This is a genomic window from Cellulosimicrobium sp. MI9406 (genome assembly GCF_040595865.1).
Taxonomy (GTDB): domain Bacteria; phylum Actinomycetota; class Actinomycetes; order Actinomycetales; family Cellulomonadaceae; genus Cellulosimicrobium; species Cellulosimicrobium funkei.
Map to the genome: position 1 here is coordinate 322,345 of NZ_JALIZI010000003.1, position 16,148 is coordinate 338,492.

Here is a 16,148-nt window from a genome sequence, read left to right on the forward strand (position 1 = left end):
CGCCGCCCGCGCGGCTGACCCGCCCGTCCGGCCCCCGCGGACGACCGCCGAAGGGCCCGATCCGGACCTCCCGGACCAACCGCACCGGCGTGTTCGAACCCCGCTAGAACACGGTGTGGAAGAACCCCCGGAGCGCTTGCGCCCGCCGCCCCGGCGGGCTGTGATGGAAGGACAACAGCACCGCGGCGGTACCCACGCGCAGGGCAGTCCACCGAAGGACGCGCTGACCGGAGCGGACCAGGCCACGACGGCCCCCGACCCGTTGCAGCGACTTGGAGCGAGCGCGCCTGTTCACCGCCGCCGCTGGCGACCACGGCGTCCGCGAGGGCGCCGTCGTCGTGTCCGGGCTCACGCGCCCCGTTCCCGCGTCGCGGCCCGCCGGCCGGGCGATACTGGGGCCCATGACGTCAGCGCCGAGTGTCTCCTCCTCCATCACCGCCCGCCTCCAGGTCGAGGCCCGCCCCACCGCCGTGAGCGAGCTGACGACGGCGATCGAGCACACCGGGGGCATCGTCACCGCCCTGGACGTGACGGCGTCGGGCCACGAACGCATCACGGTCGACGTCACGGTCGCGACGCGCGGCGAGGAGCACGCCGGGCAGATCGTCGAGGCGCTGCGCGCGCTCCCGGGCGTCGTCGTGGACCGCGTCTCCGACCGCACGTTCCTGCTGCACCTGGGCGGCAAGCTGAAGATCGAGTCCAAGGTGCCGATCCGCAACCGCGACGACCTGTCGATGATCTACACGCCCGGCGTCGCGCGCGTGTGCGAGGCCATCGCCGCCAAGCCCGACGACGCCCGCCGCCTGACGATCAAGCGCAACACCATCGCGGTGGTCACCGACGGGTCGGCCGTGCTCGGGCTAGGCGACATCGGCCCGCTCGCGTCACTGCCCGTCATGGAGGGCAAGGCGGCCCTGTTCAAGCGGTTCGCGGACATCGACGCGTTCCCCATCGCGCTCGACACGACCGACGTCGACGAGATCGTGCGGACGGTCAAGGCGATCGCGCCCGTGTTCGCGGGCATCAACCTCGAGGACATCTCGGCCCCCCGGTGCTTCGAGATCGAGGCACGGCTGCGGGCCGAGCTCGACATCCCCGTGTTCCACGACGACCAGCACGGCACCGCCATCGTGGCGCTCGCCGCGCTGACCAACGCGCTCAAGGTCGTGGGCAAGCAGCTGCCCGACGTGCGCATCGTCCTCTCGGGCGCGGGCGCGGCCGGGACCGCGGTGCTCAAGCTGCTCCTCGCGGCGGGCGCGCACGACGTCGTCGTCGCGGACATCGAGGGCGTCGTGCACCCGGGCCGCCCCGGCCTGTCCCCGTCCCTCGCGTGGACCGCGGTCAACACGAACCCGCGGCGCGTCACCGGCACGCTGCGCGAGGCCGTCGTCGACGCGGACGTGTTCATCGGCGTCTCCGCGCCGGACGTCCTCACCGGCGACGACGTCGCGCGCATGGCCCCCGACGCCATCGTGTTCGCGATGGCGAACCCGCGGCCCGAGGTCGACCCGGTCGAGGCGGCGGAGCACGCGGCCATCGTCGGCACCGGGCGCTCCGACTTCGCGAACCAGATCAACAACGTGCTCGCGTTCCCGGGCGTGTTCCGCGGCCTGCTGGACGCGCGGTCGCACCGGATCACCGACGCCATGCTGCTCGCCGCCGCGCGCGCGCTCGCGTCCGCGATCCACGAGGACCAGCTCAACCCGACCTACATCATCCCGAGCGTGTTCAACCCGGAGGTGACGACGCTCGTCGCCGCGGCGGTCGAGCGCGCCGCGCGCGAGGACGGCGTCGCCGAGCCTCCCGCCCTGACCGGCGGCCTCCCGCGCGTCGCGACCACGACGTCCGCCCCGACCACCGCCCCGGAGGCCTGAGCGTGCAGCGCGTCACGACCCGCAACGCGGCGTTCCAGCAGTGGGAGGCCCTGCTCACCAACCGCACGAAGCGGCACCGGGCGGGCGAGATGGTCGTCCAGGGGGTCCGGCCCATCACGCTCGCCGTCGAGTCCGGGTGGACCGTGCGGACGTGGCTCGTCGACGCCGACCGGTCGCTGTCGTCGTGGGCCCACACGATGCTCGATCGCATCCGCGCGCAGCGGTTCGCCGTGTCGTCCGCGCTCCTGCGCGAGCTCGGCGGCAAGGAGGACGAGACGCCCGAGCTCCTCGCCGTCGTCGCGACGCCGCCCGACGACCTCGGCCGGATCGGCGGCGGCACCGTGGGCGCCGACTTCCTCGGCGTCGTGCTGGACCGGCCCACGAGCCCGGGCAACGTGGGGACCGTCGCGCGGTCGCTCGACGCGTTCGGCGGGAGCGGGCTCGTCGTCGCCGGGCACGCGGCCGACCCGTACGACCCGCGCGCCGTGCGCGCGAGCACCGGCTCGATCTTCTCCGTCCCGACCGTCCGCGTCCCCGCGGGGCGCGACGTCCTCGACTGGGTCGCCGCGCAGCGCTCCTCCGGGGTCCCGCTGACCCTGGTCGGGACCGACGAGCACGGCGACGTCGAGCTCGCCGACCACGACCTCACGGGCCCGACGCTCGTCGTCACGGGCAACGAGACCACCGGGCTCAGCGCGGGCTGGCGCGAGGCGTGCGACGTCATGGTGAGCATCCCCATGCTCGGCTCGGCGAGCTCGCTCAACGCCGCGAGCGCGACGACGGTCGTGCTGTACGAGGCCGTGCGCCAGCGCCGGGCGCGCTGACGGCACGCACGGCGGCGGTCGGCGCACGCCCGACGGCGGGTGCGGCGTCCCGGGGGGCGCCGCACCCGCCGTCGTCCCCGCGTCAGGACGAGCGCGGCGCCGTGCTGCCCGGGGCCCGGGTGATGTGGTGCACCGCCTGCGTGCGCAGGCCGGCCCCGTTGAACTCCTGGTAGATCTCCTTCGCCTCCTGCAGCGCCTGCTTGACCTGGTTCTTGTCGAGGTGAGCCGCGGTCAGCTGGTTCTGGTAGAGGTACAGGAACGTGTTGAAGTCGATCTTCGTCAGGTCCACCGTGGACTTGACCGCGACGAACGCGCTGATGCGCTCCATCTTCTCGTAGATGCCGCGGGCCGAGACGTTGAGGTACCACGCCTTGAGGTCGACCCGGACGATGGACAGGCCCTCGGTCACGACGTAGTACTCCTCCATCGTGCCGGTCGACGCCGACGCGCCGCCGAGGAACACGGTGAGGGCCTCGGAGATGAGGCCGCCCACCCCGTCGATGATGCTGTCCGCCGTCCCCGAGACGAACGACTTGAGCGACGACTTCACGGTGTCGGCGAGGTGCTCCGTCGACGTGGACGTGAAGGCGTGCACCTCCTTCTTGGACGCGAGGATGGACGTGATGGGCACGGTCGAGTTCGTGCCTCCCGCCCCGCGGAGCGACTCCTGGATCTTCGCCTCGAACAGCTCGGCCTTCGTCTCGCCGAGCCGGGCGAGCGACTCCACGACCTCGCGCTGCGTCTGCGCGAGCTCGTCGCTGTTGTCGAACTGCTTGACGATGTCTCTCACGAGCGACATGACTTCCTCCGATGACGTGTGGTGCGGTGTCGGAGCGCGGCGACCGCCCCGCCCCCGTGGCGCGAGGTCAGAAGACGACCTGCGTGCCCTGCAGGTCGACCTGCCTGCTCAGCGCGTCCGGCCGCGGGTAGCGGGCGTCCGCCGGGACGGGCCGGTTGTAGCCGTAGACCCAGACGCCCTCGAGCGCCCGCTCCTCCTCGAGCGCGAGGGCGAGCCCCGCCGAGAAGTTGGAGACGTTCTCGGCGCACGCGTGCACGAGCACCGGGCCGACCGGCCCGGGCGCCCGGGCGAGGAGCCGGGCGACCTGCCGCCGGTTCCACCCCCAGTCGTCGGCGCCGTTCCCCTCGTCGCCGATCTCCTCGTCGTTGCCGTGCGCGGACAGGCAGACCGGGCCCCGCGCCGTCGCGAGCGCCGCGACGAGCGCCCGTTCCGCCGCGGCCCGTGAGCCCTTCGGAAGCAGGACGACCTCGCCCCACGCGTCCGCCCCGGAACCGTGCTCCTCGACGGCCTCGCGGATGTCGTCGTCCTGTGTGCAGACCACCAGCATGTCGTGCCCCCTCTCGTGCGTCGGCGGGGCTGCGTCGCCCCGCCGTCGGCCCGGTGCCTTCGTCCGGGTCCGTCGCCAGGATCCGCCGGGCGCCGACCGCCCCACATCGTCAGTTCTGACTATCTGCGGACGGGACGGCCGCCCCGTGCGCGGGCCAGGGCGGCGGAGGCCGCGAGCTGCGACGAGACGCCGAGCTTGCCGAGGATCGAGCGGACGTGGGCGCGCACGGTCGCGACCGACAGCACGAGCGCGGCGGCGATCTCGGCCACCGACCGACCGCCCGCGAGGTGCTCCAGCACCTCGGTCTCCCGGCCCGTGAGCGTCGCCACCGCCCGGCGGTCGCGCACGACCCCGACGAGCTGGTCCACCAGGAGCGCGTCGCCCGCGCGCACGTCCCCCGCGAGCATGCGGGCGACAGTCCGCACCGGGTCGCCGAACGGCCTCTCCGCGGCGACGACCAGCGCGCCGGCGCGCGCTGCGACGAGCAGCCGGTCCGCCGCCACCGCGCCGCCCACGACCACGACCGGGCCCGGGCGCCGCAAGACCGCGAGCAGCGGCGGGCCGGGGAGGGAGCCCGCGTCGTCGGCCACGAGCACGAGCCCGCGGCGGCCGCCGGACCCCGGCCGGAGGGCGTCCTCGGGGACCGTGCGCGCCCCGCAGCGGCCGACGGCGCGCAGCCCGGCGGCCACGGCGACGGCGAGCACGCGGTCCCGGGACGCGACGTCGACACCGTCGTCCCGGCGTGCGGGCGCGGCAGGGCGCGACCGCGCGCCCCGCACCGCCGCGTACGCCAACCCGCCCCCTGTGCCTCGCCGTGAGGCCGCACGCTCCGCGAGGAACGTGAGCCCATGGTGGGTCACCACCCCGTGCGCGGCAACAGCGCGCCGGGGTGCCCGGCGGGTCGCCCGACGGCGCGCTCCCCCGCCGTCCGGGGCGCTCGCCCGCTCCTTTGCGAGCACTCTCGCCGAATCCCGGACGGATGTGACCGCGCTCACCGCAGGAGGTCTACACTCGCCAGGTCGGGGCCCCGGTCGTGCGGCCGTCCGCCCCGTCGTACCGTCGTACCGTCACGCCGCCCCCGGGCGGCCGCCGCGGTCGGCGGGACCGCACCAGAGTCGATGCGCACCGGAGGTCAGCGTGCCAGAGAACGAGCCCGAGGCCGCAGCAGCGGCCACCACGTCCAGCCTGGAGAACCTCCTCCACGAGACCCGGAGCTTCCCCCCGAGCCCCGAGTTCGCCGCGCAGGCGAACGCGCAGCCCGAGCTGTACGAGGAGGCGCGGGCCGACCGGCTCGCGTTCTGGGCGCGGCAGGCGAACGACCTCGTCACGTGGCAGACCCCGTTCACCGAGACCCTCGACTGGTCGCAGGCGCCCGTCGCGCGCTGGTTCGCCGACGGCACGCTCAACGCCGCGTACAACGCGGTGGACCGCCACGTCGAGGCGGGTCTGGGCGACCGGGTCGCGATCCACTTCGAGGGCGAGCCGGGCGACACGCGCACCGTCACGTACGCCGAGCTGCAGCGCGACGTCTCGCGCGCGGCCAACGCGCTCGCGGCCCTCGGCGTCGAGACCGGCGACCGCGTCGTCATCTACCTGCCGATGGTCGTCGAGGCCGTCGTGGCGATGCTCGCGTGCGCGCGCATCGGCGCCCCGCACTCGGTCGTGTTCGGCGGGTTCTCCGCCGACGCGCTGCGCAGCCGCATCGCCGACGCCGAGGCGAAGCTCGTCATCACGGCCGACGGCGGCTACCGCCGCGGCGCGGCCTCCGCGCTCAAGCCCGCGGTCGACGAGGCGCTCGCGCCGAAGGAGGGCGCGGAGCCGACGACGGTCGAGCACGTCCTCGTCGTGCGCCGCACCGGCCAGGACACCGCGTGGACCGAGGGCCGCGACGTGTGGTGGCACGACGCGCTCGAGGCCGCCGACACGACGCACACGCCGGTGTGGGTCGAGGCGGAGCACCCGCTGTTCATCCTCTACACGTCCGGCACCACGGGGAAGCCCAAGGGCATCCTCCACACCACGGGCGGCTACCTCACGCAGGCCGCGTACACGCACCGCAACGTGTTCGACCTCAAGGCCGACACCGACGTCTACTGGTGCACCGCCGACATCGGCTGGGTCACGGGCCACTCGTACGTCGTCTACGGCCCGCTGCTCAACGGCGCGACGCAGGTGATCTACGAGGGCACCCCGGACTCCCCGCACCAGGGCCGCTGGTGGGAGATCGTCGAGAAGTACCGGGTCTCGATCCTCTACACCGCGCCGACGGCGATCCGCGCGTGCATGAAGTGGGGCGAGGAGATCCCCGCGAAGTTCGACCTGTCGTCGCTGCGCGTGCTGGGGTCGGTGGGCGAGCCCATCAACCCCGAGGCGTGGATGTGGTACCGCCGCGTCATCGGCGGCGACCGCACGCCCATCGTCGACACGTGGTGGCAGACGGAGACGGGGGCGATCATGATCTCGCCGCTGCCGGGCGTCACGGCGGCCAAGCCGGGCTCCGCCCAGGTGCCGCTGCCGGGCATCGTGGCGGACGTCGTCGACGACGAGGCGCGCTCCGTGCCGAACGGCGGCGGCGGGTACCTCGTGCTGTCCGAGCCGTGGCCGTCGATGCTGCGCGGCATCTGGGGCGACCTCGAGCGCTTCAAGGACACGTACTGGTCGCGCTTCCCGGGCATCTACTTCGCGGGCGACGGCGCCAAGAAGGACGAGGACGGCGACATCTGGCTGCTCGGCCGGGTCGACGACGTCATGAACGTCTCGGGCCACCGCCTGTCCACCACGGAGATCGAGTCGGCGCTCGTCTCGCACGAGATCGTCGCGGAGGCCGCGGTCGTCGGCGCGAGCGACGACCTCACGGGCCAGGCCGTCGTCGCGTTCGTCATCCTGCGCGGCGAGCACGCCGGCCGGGCGTCCGACGCCGACGGCGCGGCGGCCGTGCAGACCGAGCTGCGCAACCACGTCGCGAAGGAGATCGGCCCGATCGCCAAGCCGAAGCGCATCCTCGTGGTGCCCGAGCTCCCGAAGACGCGGTCCGGCAAGATCATGCGCCGCCTCCTGCGGGACGTCGCGGAGAACCGGACGGTGGGCGACGCCACGACCCTCGCGGACTCGTCCGTGATGGAGCTCATCTCGGCGGGCCTGCAGAAGCCGTCGTCGTCGGACGACTGACGCGCCGCTCGCCGACCACGGGGTCGGTGCCGTCGTCCGCGCGATGACGGCACCGGCTCCGTTCTCGTGCGCCGACCGCCCGGCCGCTGCGCACGGCGATATGCCCGTGCCCGGCATCCCCGCGACGGCGTAGCGTCGAGGCGTGCCCCGCGTCCCCGCGGCCGACGGCCGCGCCCTCCTCGTCGAGCAGCTCGACCTGCGCAGCGACTGCTCCCGCTGCACGGGCCTGTGCTGCGTGGGCCTGCACCTCGTGCGGTCCGCCGACTTCGCGATCGACAAGCCCGCCGGCACGCCCTGCCCCAACCTGCGCACGGACTTCGGCTGCGGCATCCACGCCCGGCTGCCCGAGTCCGGCTTCCCCGGCTGCGTCGCCTACGACTGCCTGGGCGCGGGCCAGCGCGTGACGGCCGCCGTCCGGGCGGCGCACGACGGCGCGACCTGGCGCGACGACCCCGCCGCCGCGCGCGACGCGTTCGCCGCCCTGCCCGTCGTCACGCAGCTCCAGGAGCTGCTCTGGTACCTCGCGGAGGTGCTCGCGCTCCCCGCGGCCGCCGCCGTGCACGACGACGCCCGGCAGGCGCTCGACCGCACCGCACTGCTCGCCGACCTCGCCGCGGCGGACCTGCTCGCGCTCGACGTCGGCGCCGTCCGCCGCGCCGTCGGCCCGCTGGTCGACCGGGCGAGCGCGCTCGTGCGCGACGCGGCCCGCGACGGCTGGCAGGCGCGCGACGGCCAGCACCGGGCCGGCCGCCGCGGCGCCGCGTCGCCGTACGGCACCGCCCGGTCCGACGCCCCGACGGCACTCCGGGCTCCGAGCGCGGGGGTGCGTCGTCGGCTGCGGCCGGGGGCGGACCTCGTCGGCGCGGACCTCCGCGGGCTGGACCTCACGGCGTCGGACCTGCGGGGCGCGCTGCTCCTCGGTGCCGACCTGCGCGGGGCCCGGCTCGACGCCGTCGACCTGCTCGGCGCCGACCTGCGGGGCGCCGACGCCCGCGGCACCGACCTCTCCCGGGCGCTGTTCCTCACCCCGGCGCAGGTCGGCGCCGTCCGCCGGGACGAGCGCACGGCGCTCCCGGCCGTGCTCGCCTGACCCTGGCCACGGCCCCCCACGCCGCGAGATCGGCACCGGGAGAGCGGATCGGCAGTCGCGACCGCCGATCCCACCTCAGGGTGCCGATCTCGGCGGCGGTCGTCAGCGGAGCGCGGCCCGCCGCGCGAGCGGGGCCGCCACGACCGCGCACACGACGACGAGCGCCGCCGCTCCCCACGCGAGCGCGCCGTAGGACGAGAACCCGATGATCGCCCCGGCGAGGATGCCGCCGACGGCGCCGCCCGTGTTCATCGCGAGGTCCGACAGGCCCTGCACGGCGGTGCGCGACGGCCCGGGCGTCGCGTCGACGAGCAGCGCCGACCCGGCGACGAGCCCGCACGACCACCCGAGCCCCAGCAGCACCAGGCCGACCGTGAGGCGCGCGGAGTCCTCGCCCGGCGCGCCCGCCACGACGACCGCCGCCGCGAGGAGCAGCGCGCCCCCGGCGTACAGCACGCGCGCGTGCCCGAGCCGGTCCGCGAGCCACCCGACGACGGGGCTCAGCGCGTACATGCCCGCGATGTGGGCGCTGATCACGAGCCCCACGACCTGGAGCGTCGCGCCGCCGTGGTTCATGTGGACCGGGGTCATGGACATGAGGCCGACCATGACGAGGTGGCTCAGCACGATCGCGCCGAGCGCGAGGCGCGCCGTCGGGCTGGCCGCGACGACGGCCCAGCCGGCGCGCAGGCCGTCGCGCCACGACGCCGGGCCCGGCGCACCGCCCGCACCCGGCGCACCCCCGTCGCCACCCGCCGCACCGGAGCCCGCCGCGCCGGGACCCTCCGCGACAGACCCCGCCGCGCCCGCCCCCGACGGTGCGCGCGACGCGAGCAGCGGGTCCGGGCGCAGCCACACCGCGACGACGGTCGCCGCGAGGGCGAACGCGAGCGTCGCGAGCACGAACGGGGCCGCGCTCGGGGCGGTGCTCCCCGCAGTGCTCCCGTGCTCGGCGTGCGCGTCCCCGAGGCGCAGGGCGGGCCCGGCGACCCGGTCGGCGACGCCCGCGAGCGTCGGCCCGACGACGGACCCGACGGTCGTCGCCCAGACCACGACGGACAGGTCGCGGGCCCGGCGCTGCGGCGTCGCGAGGTCCGTCGCGGCGAAGCGGGAGGCGAGACCGGCAGCCGTGCCGGAGCCGAACAGCAGCATCGCCACGACGAGCAGCGGCCACGAGCCCAGCAGGACGGCGACCGTCGCGAGCACCGCGCCGCCCGTCGCGAGGCCGAAGCCGAGCAGGAGCGACGGCCGCCGGCCGCGCCGGCCCGCGACCTGGGCGAGCGGCAGCGCGACGAGCGCCGCGCCGACGACGCCCGAGGTCGAGGTGAGCCCCGCGATCGCGTCGGACCCGGACAGCGCCGACGCCACGAGGGGTGCGACGGCGATGCCGCTCGCGACCCCGACACCGGACAGCACCTGGGTCGCGGCGAGGGTCGTCAGGGTGCGGCGCTGCGTCGGGAGGGCGGGCGCGTCGACGGCGGTCGGGGCGGGCCCGCGGGCGGGGTGCGGGTCAGGGGGCGGGGAGGACTCGGTGCTCACGGGTGCACGCTAGGGCTCCGCGGCGGGCGCTGACGAGCCCTCACACCGCCACCGGTCGCCGAGATCCTGCCGCAGGGCTGCGACCGGGCTGTCGGCCGAGCGCCCGCAGCACGCCGCGCGCCGCCTCGCGTCCCGCCCGGTTGGCCCCGATCGTCGAGGCGCTCGGCCCGTAGCCGACGAGCTGGACGCGCGGGTCGCTCGCCGCCGTCGTGCCGTCGAGCACGATCCCGCCGCCGGGCGCGCGCAGGCCGGGGGGCGCGAGGTGGTCGAGCGCGGCCCGGAACCCGGTGGCCCAGAGGAGGACGTCGGCGGGCTGGTGCAGGAGCCCGTCGTCGTTCGCGCCGGGTGCCCACTCGACGCCGGTCGCCGTGACGCGTTCGAACATCGGCCGACGCCGCAGCACCCCGCTCGCGATCCCCGCGCGGTAGCGGGGCGTGAGCGGCAGGCCCGTGACCGAGACGACGCTCCCGGGCGGCAGCCCCGCGGCCGTGCGCTCCGCGACGCGCGCGACGGCGGCCCGGCCCAGCTCGGGCGAGAACTCCTCCTCGACCCACACGGGCTCGCGGCGCGTCACCCACGTCGTGCCCGACGCGTGCGGCGCGATCTGGAGCAGGAGCTGCGTCGCGGACGCCCCGCCGCCGACGACCACCACGTGCTGCCCCGCGAAGTCCTCGGCGGCGCGGAAGTCGTGCGTGTGGAGCTGGCGCCCGCGGAACGTCTCCATCCCGGGGTAGCGCGGCCAGAACGGGCGGGTCCACGTGCCGGTCGCGTTGACGAGCGTGCGCGTGCGGACGACGACGTCGCGCGCGTCCGGCCCGGCGCCGACCGTGGCGCGGACCAGCAGGAGCGCGGGGTCGTCGGGGTCGTCGCGCACGTCGTGCACCGTGACGGGCCGCACCACGCGCAGGTCGTTCTCCCGCTCGTACGCGGCGTAGTAGCGCGGGACGGCGACGTTGGCGCGCTCGCCGGGGTCGCCGGCCGGGAGCGGGACGCCCGGGAGGTCGTGCACCGCGTGCGTCTCGGCCATGGTCAGCGAGTCCCAGCGGTCCTGCCACGCGCCGCCCGGGCCGCGACCGCCGTCGAGCACGAGCGGGTCGAGCCCGGCGCGCCGCAGGTGGTAAGCCGCCGAGAGCCCGGCCTGGCCCGCACCGACGACCACGACGTCGTGCACGGCCCCGCCCGGGCCGAGCAGGTCCGCGCCCGCCGTGCCCGGTGCCGCCGTCTCTCGCCCGTGGGTCCGCTCGCTCACGCCGACCACAACGACCCGCCCCGACAGAACCTTCCCCGGCCCGAGGTGAGGTGCCGAACACGGGGTTGCCGTCGTCATCGCGCTCTGAACGACCGCAACCCCGTGGTCGACGGCGAGCATCCCCGTGCTCGGCGACGCGCCGCCGCGCGCGTGGCCCGCGCTCAGGGGAGGTCCGGGACCCGCCGGAGCGTGCGGATCGGCCGGACGGCGAGGAGCGCCACGACCGTGAGCGTCCCCACGACCGCGCCCACCAGGAGCATCCGGTCCGTCCCGAACGCGGCGACGGCGGGACCGGCGAGCGCGGCCCCGATCGGGTACATCCCGACCGACCCCGCGACCTCGTAGGCGTGGACCCGGTTGAGCACGTCGCCGGGCACCTGCGTCTGGACGCTCGTCGCCCACATGACGCCCCACACCCCGACCCCGACGCCCACGAGCACCTGCGCGACGGCGAGCGCCGAGACCGGCCAGCCCAGCACGAGGCCGAGCGGGTAGAGCGGGTAGGCCACGAGCGCCACGGCGCCCGCGGCGAGCGGCCGCCGCGGCCGGTAGCGGATCGCGAGCAGCCCGCCGACCACGGTCCCGACCCCGAGCGCGCTGTTGAGCACGCCGAACGCGGTCGCCCCGTGCGTCGGCACGACGACGCTCGCCGCCAGGGGGAGCTGCGGCCCCCAGGCGAGCACCGCGTAGACCATCCAGATGACGACGACGCCCCACAGCCACGTGCGGGAGCGGAACTCGTGCCACCCGACGGCCAGGCTGCGCCACAGGCCCGCGCCCGCCGGGGGCGCCGGCACGACGCCGAGCCGGAGCGCGAGCAGGCAGAGCGCGCTCGTCGCGTAGGCGACGGCGGAGAGGATCATCACCCCGCCGGTCGACCCGAACCCGACGAGGACGCCCGCGAGCGCCGGGCCGCCGAGCCCGGTGATCGCCTCGGAGGTCCGCAGGACGCCGTTGGCCCCCTGGACGTCGCGCGCGACGAGCGGCACGGTCGACGCGGCGCCGGGCTGGAACAGCGCGTTGGCCGTGCCGGCGACCGCGAGGAGGGCGTAGAGGTGCCAGAGGTGGTCGATCCCCCGCACGAACAGCACCGCGAGGAGCACGTGCGCGGCGAGGTTCGCGAGGTCGGCGACGATCATCATCCGGCGCGCGGTGAACCGGTCGGCGAGCACGCCGCCGAAGAGCACGAGCCCCGCGAACGGGGCGACGAGGAACGCCATCGCGTACCCCGCGACCGCGAGCCCGTAGCCCGACGCGAGCAGCCCGGCCGAGACCGCGACCGGGAGCATCGCCCAGCTGAGCAGCCCCGCGCTGCGCGCGGTGAAGTAGTACCGGAAGTCCCGCGACCAGACGGCCGGTCCCGTCGGTTTCCCGACCGGCCGGGCTGGAACCGTCACCGGGACCGTCACCGGGACCGGGACCCGCCCTGCTGCGGCCTCCGCCGCCTCCTCGACTGCGCACGCGCCCATGCCGCCCTGCCTCTCCGCCCCTCGCCGCCGTCCGACCGGTCGGACGACGGCGAGGCGGGCAGGCCGACGCGGCCCCCCGGGTCCCGCGCCTCACGGCCGCTCGCTCACGGACGTGACAACCGTCACCCCGGCCCGAACCTTCCCGCGACGACGACGGCGTCCCGCGGGCGCGGGTGGCGCGCGTTCGGTCGTGCGCGGGCGCCGGGGGCAAGATGGACCGGTGGAGACCGCGATCCTCTGGCACACCGGGCCGCTCATCGACGACGTCGAGATCGCGCAGGTGCACGACCTCGCCGCGGCGGCGGAGCGGGAGGACGGCGTGGCTCCCCTCTCGGAGCAGCCGCTGCTCAACCTGCGGGAGGCGACCGACGACGTCGTGCACCTCCTCACGTGGCGCGGGGGCGAGCTCGCAGGCTACGCCCAGGTGGACAAGCGTGGGGACGCACCGAGCGCGGAGCTCGTCGTGCACCCGGCGCACCGCGGCCACGGCCTCGGGTTCCACCTCCTGGGCAGCGCCGCGGACCGCGCCGTCGAGCCGCGCCCGTCCGAGCGCACCGCGGACGAGCACGCCACGGACGAGCACGGCCCGGTCGGGGCCGGCACGGACGGCGCGCCCTCCCCCGGCAGGGGCGTCCCGCCGCTGCGCGTGTGGGCCCACGGCGACCTGCCCGCGGCGCAGGCCCTCGCCGCGCGGGCGGGGTACGGCGTCGTGCGGGAGCTGCTGGTGCTCGAGCGCCCGCTGGGCGGCCCGGCGGAGCACCCGTGCCCCGCCGTCCCGGCGGGTCTGCGGCTACGCGCGTTCGTGCCCGGGGACGACGACGCGGCGTGGGTCCGGGCCAACGCGCTCGCGTTCGCGCACCACCCGGAGCAGGGGCGGCTCACGGCCGACGACCTGCGTGCGCGGATGCGCGAGGACTGGTTCGACGCCGCGGGCCTCCTGCTCCTCGAGCGCGACCCGGCGCCCGGCGACGGCGCGCCCGAGCTCGTCGGGTTCGTGTGGACCAAGATCCCGACGGACCAGCCCGACGCCGCGCGCGAGGGCGAGATCTACGTCGTCGGCGTGGTCCCGTCCGCCCAGGGCGAGGGGCTCGGGCGGCTGCTGACCGCCGTCGGGCTCGCGCACCTCGCGGAGCGCGGGGCACGCACGGCCGTGCTCTACGTGGACGGCGACAACGTCCCCGCGGTGCGGACGTACGAGCGGGCGGGGTTCGTGCGGCGCGCCGTGCACGTGCAGTACGCCCGGCCCGCCCGCTGACCCCCGCACCGGCCGAACGGTGACCCGCGTCACGCACCGTTCATCAACTGGTGCCACCATGAACCCATGACCGACACGTCCACGCAGCGCACCCTCGACCCGGGCCTCGCCGCGCACATCGCGGAGCACATCGCCGAGGAGCCCGAGATCGAACCGGTCGGTGCGGAGCTCGACCTCGGTCCGCTGCCCGACGACCGGTTCGCCGACCGCGAGCTGAGCTGGCTCGCGTTCAACCAGCGCGTGCTCGAGCTCGCGGAGGACCCGAGCCAGCCGCTCCTGGAGCGCGTGCGGTTCCTCGCGATCTTCGCGTCGAACCTGGACGAGTTCTTCATGGTCCGGGTCGCCGGCCTCAAGCGCCGCATGGCGACGGGCATCGCGGTCACGGCCGCCTCGGGGCTGTCGCCGCGTCAGGTGCTCGACGCGATCAGCGAGCGCGCGCACGAGCTCATGGACCGTCACGCGCGGGTCTTCGCCGACGACGTCCAGCCGGCGCTCGCCGCCGAGGGCATCACGCTCGTCCACTGGGACGAGCTGGAGACGCGCGAGCAGGAGCGCCTGCACAAGTTCTTCCGCAAGCAGATCTTCCCCGTGCTCACGCCGCTCGCCGTCGACCCGGCGCACCCGTTCCCCTACATCTCGGGGCTCTCGCTCAACCTCGCGGTCGTGGTGGCGAACCCGACGACCGGCAAGGAGCACTTCGCGCGCGTCAAGGTGCCGCCGCTGCTGCCGCGGTTCATCGCCGTGGACGCGCGGGGACGCCCGAGCGCGCCGACGTCGCAGACGGCGTCGCCCGACCGCGGGCCGACGTCGTTCGTGCCGATCGAGGAGGTCATCGCCCAGCACCTCGACCACCTCTTCCCCGGCATGGAGGTGCGCGAGCACCACCTGTTCCGCGTCACGCGCAACGAGGACGTCGAGGTCGAGGAGGACGACGCGGAGAACCTGCTCCAGGCGATGGAGAAGGAGCTGCTGCGCCGCCGGTTCGGCCCGCCCGTGCGCCTCGAGCTCACGCCGGGCATCAGCCCGCGCATCCGCGCGCTGCTGGTGCGCGAGCTCGGCGTCGTCGAGGAGGAGGTGTACGAGATCCCGCTGCCGCTCGACCTCACGGGCCTCAACCTCATCGCCGACCTCGACCGTGCCGACCTGCACTTCCCGCCGTTCGTCCCGACGACGCACCGCCTCCTCGCCGAGGTGGAGAGCTCGTCCCCGACGGACGTGTTCGCCGCGATCCGCGAGCGCGACGTCCTGCTGCACCACCCGTACGACTCGTTCTCGACGTCGGTGCAGACGTTCCTCGAGCAGGCGGCGGCCGACCCGGCGGTGCTCGCGATCAAGCAGACGCTGTACCGGACGTCGGGCGACTCGCCGATCGTCGACGCGCTCATCGACGCGGCCGAGGCGGGCAAGCAGGTGCTCGCGCTCGTCGAGATCAAGGCCCGGTTCGACGAGCAGGCCAACATCTCGTGGGCGCGCAAGCTCGAGCAGGCGGGCGTGCACGTCGTGTACGGGATCGTCGGGCTCAAGACGCACTGCAAGCTCTCGCTCGTCGTGCGCCAGGAGTCGGACGGCCTGCGCCGCTACTGCCACGTCGGCACGGGGAACTACCACCCGAAGACGGCGCGCCTCTACACCGACCACGGCCTGCTCACGTGCGACCCCGACGTCGGGCAGGACCTCACGCGCCTGTTCAACCAGCTCTCCGGGTACGCGCCGCAGTCGCGGTTCCACCGCCTGCTCGTCGCACCCCGCACCGTCCGCTCCGGCCTCGTCGAGCGGATCGACCGCGAGGCGGTCGCCGCGCGCGAGGGCCACGAGGCGTGGGTCAAGATCAAGGTCAACTCCGTCGTCGACGAGACGACGCTGGACGCGCTCTACCGCGCGTCGCAGGCGGGCGTGAAGGTCGACCTCGTGGTGCGCGGCATCTGCGCCGTCCGCCCGGGCGTCCCCGGGCTGAGCGAGAACATCCGCGTGCGCTCGATCCTCGGGCGCTTCCTCGAGCACTCGCGCATCTACGCGTTCGCGAACTCCGCGGGCCCCGCCATCGGCGAGGGGCCGGAGAGCGGCCCGGAGGTGTTCATCGGGTCGGCCGACCTCATGCACCGGAACCTCGACCGCCGCGTCGAGGCCCTCGTGCGCATCACCGACCCCGACCAGGTCATGGAGCTGCTCGACCTGCTCGACGCGTCGATGTCCGAGCGCACCGCGTCGTGGCACCTCGACGCCGACGGCACGTGGCACCGCCCCGACACCGCGCCCGACGGCTCGCCGCTCGTCGACCTCCAGGCCAGCCTCGTCCAGCGACAGCGCCGCCGGCTCGTCGGGAGGCGGTAGCGG

At 75.5% G+C, this 16,148-nt stretch carries 12 protein-coding genes; 6 read left to right on the forward strand and 6 right to left on the reverse strand.

The features are described from left to right. The first annotated feature begins 401 nt into the window (after window positions 1-401). Window positions 402-1,874 carry an NAD-dependent malic enzyme gene (locus MT994_RS07040; protein ID WP_082774168.1) on the forward strand — a complete coding sequence of 491 codons (1,473 nt, stop codon included), beginning with the start codon at window positions 402-404 and terminating at the stop codon, window positions 1,872-1,874. 2 nt (window positions 1,875-1,876) lie between these two features. Beyond that, entirely contained in the window at window positions 1,877-2,698 is an 822-nt protein-coding gene (locus MT994_RS07045; RefSeq protein ID WP_306303285.1) for an RNA methyltransferase, read from the forward strand. Between the two features lie 82 nt (window positions 2,699-2,780). On the opposite strand, the gene MT994_RS07050 is transcribed toward MT994_RS07045, so the two are convergent. The 3 genes from MT994_RS07050 to MT994_RS07060 form a co-directional block, all read right to left on the reverse strand. Beyond that, the gene (locus MT994_RS07050) at window positions 2,781-3,497 is read right to left on the reverse strand and encodes a hypothetical protein (RefSeq protein WP_021483279.1); all 717 of its coding nucleotides are present in this window, start codon (window positions 3,495-3,497) and stop codon (window positions 2,781-2,783) included. A 67-nt stretch (window positions 3,498-3,564) separates the two neighbouring features. Beyond that, entirely contained in the window at window positions 3,565-4,044 is a 480-nt protein-coding gene (locus tag MT994_RS07055) for a hypothetical protein (protein ID WP_021483280.1), read from the reverse strand. A 119-nt stretch (window positions 4,045-4,163) separates the two neighbouring features. Then, window positions 4,164-4,838 carry a LuxR C-terminal-related transcriptional regulator gene (locus MT994_RS07060; protein WP_354805702.1) on the reverse strand — a complete coding sequence of 225 codons (675 nt, stop codon included), beginning with the start codon at window positions 4,836-4,838 and terminating at the stop codon, window positions 4,164-4,166. A 343-nt stretch (window positions 4,839-5,181) separates the two neighbouring features. Between MT994_RS07060 and acs the strand changes: the two genes are divergently transcribed. Together acs and MT994_RS07070 are read left to right on the forward strand one after the other, a co-directional pair. Next, window positions 5,182-7,212, forward strand: coding sequence for an acetate--CoA ligase (gene acs / locus MT994_RS07065; RefSeq protein WP_021482659.1), 2,031 nt, complete (start codon window positions 5,182-5,184; stop codon window positions 7,210-7,212). Window positions 7,213-7,354: 142 nt separating this feature from the next. Continuing rightward, the gene (locus tag MT994_RS07070) at window positions 7,355-8,302 is read left to right on the forward strand and encodes a pentapeptide repeat-containing protein (protein ID WP_354805703.1); all 948 of its coding nucleotides are present in this window, start codon (window positions 7,355-7,357) and stop codon (window positions 8,300-8,302) included. Between the two features lie 102 nt (window positions 8,303-8,404). Here the strand turns inward: MT994_RS07070 and MT994_RS07075 are convergent, their stop codons facing one another. The 3 genes from MT994_RS07075 to MT994_RS07085 all read right to left on the reverse strand — a co-directional run bounded on the left by MT994_RS07075 (window position 8,405) and on the right by MT994_RS07085 (window position 12,487). Then, a complete protein-coding gene (locus MT994_RS07075; RefSeq protein WP_082774165.1) occupies window positions 8,405-9,841 on the reverse strand; it encodes an MFS transporter in 1,437 nt (478 codons plus the stop codon). 40 nt (window positions 9,842-9,881) lie between these two features. Next, window positions 9,882-11,033, reverse strand: coding sequence for an FAD-dependent oxidoreductase (locus tag MT994_RS07080; protein ID WP_354805852.1), 1,152 nt, complete (start codon window positions 11,031-11,033; stop codon window positions 9,882-9,884). Window positions 11,034-11,251: 218 nt separating this feature from the next. After that, the gene (locus MT994_RS07085) at window positions 11,252-12,487 is read right to left on the reverse strand and encodes an MFS transporter (protein ID WP_354805704.1); all 1,236 of its coding nucleotides are present in this window, start codon (window positions 12,485-12,487) and stop codon (window positions 11,252-11,254) included. Window positions 12,488-12,779: 292 nt separating this feature from the next. On the opposite strand from MT994_RS07085, the gene mshD reads away from it, so the two are divergent. Beyond that, window positions 12,780-13,814: a mycothiol synthase gene (gene mshD, locus MT994_RS07090; RefSeq protein WP_354805705.1), complete on the forward strand. Its 1,035-nt coding sequence runs from the start codon at window positions 12,780-12,782 to the stop codon at window positions 13,812-13,814. A 66-nt stretch (window positions 13,815-13,880) separates the two neighbouring features. Continuing rightward, complete coding sequence (locus MT994_RS07095; RefSeq protein WP_021482454.1) at window positions 13,881-16,145, forward strand: RNA degradosome polyphosphate kinase; 2,265 nt, start codon at window positions 13,881-13,883, stop codon at window positions 16,143-16,145. Window positions 16,146-16,148 lie beyond the last annotated feature (3 nt).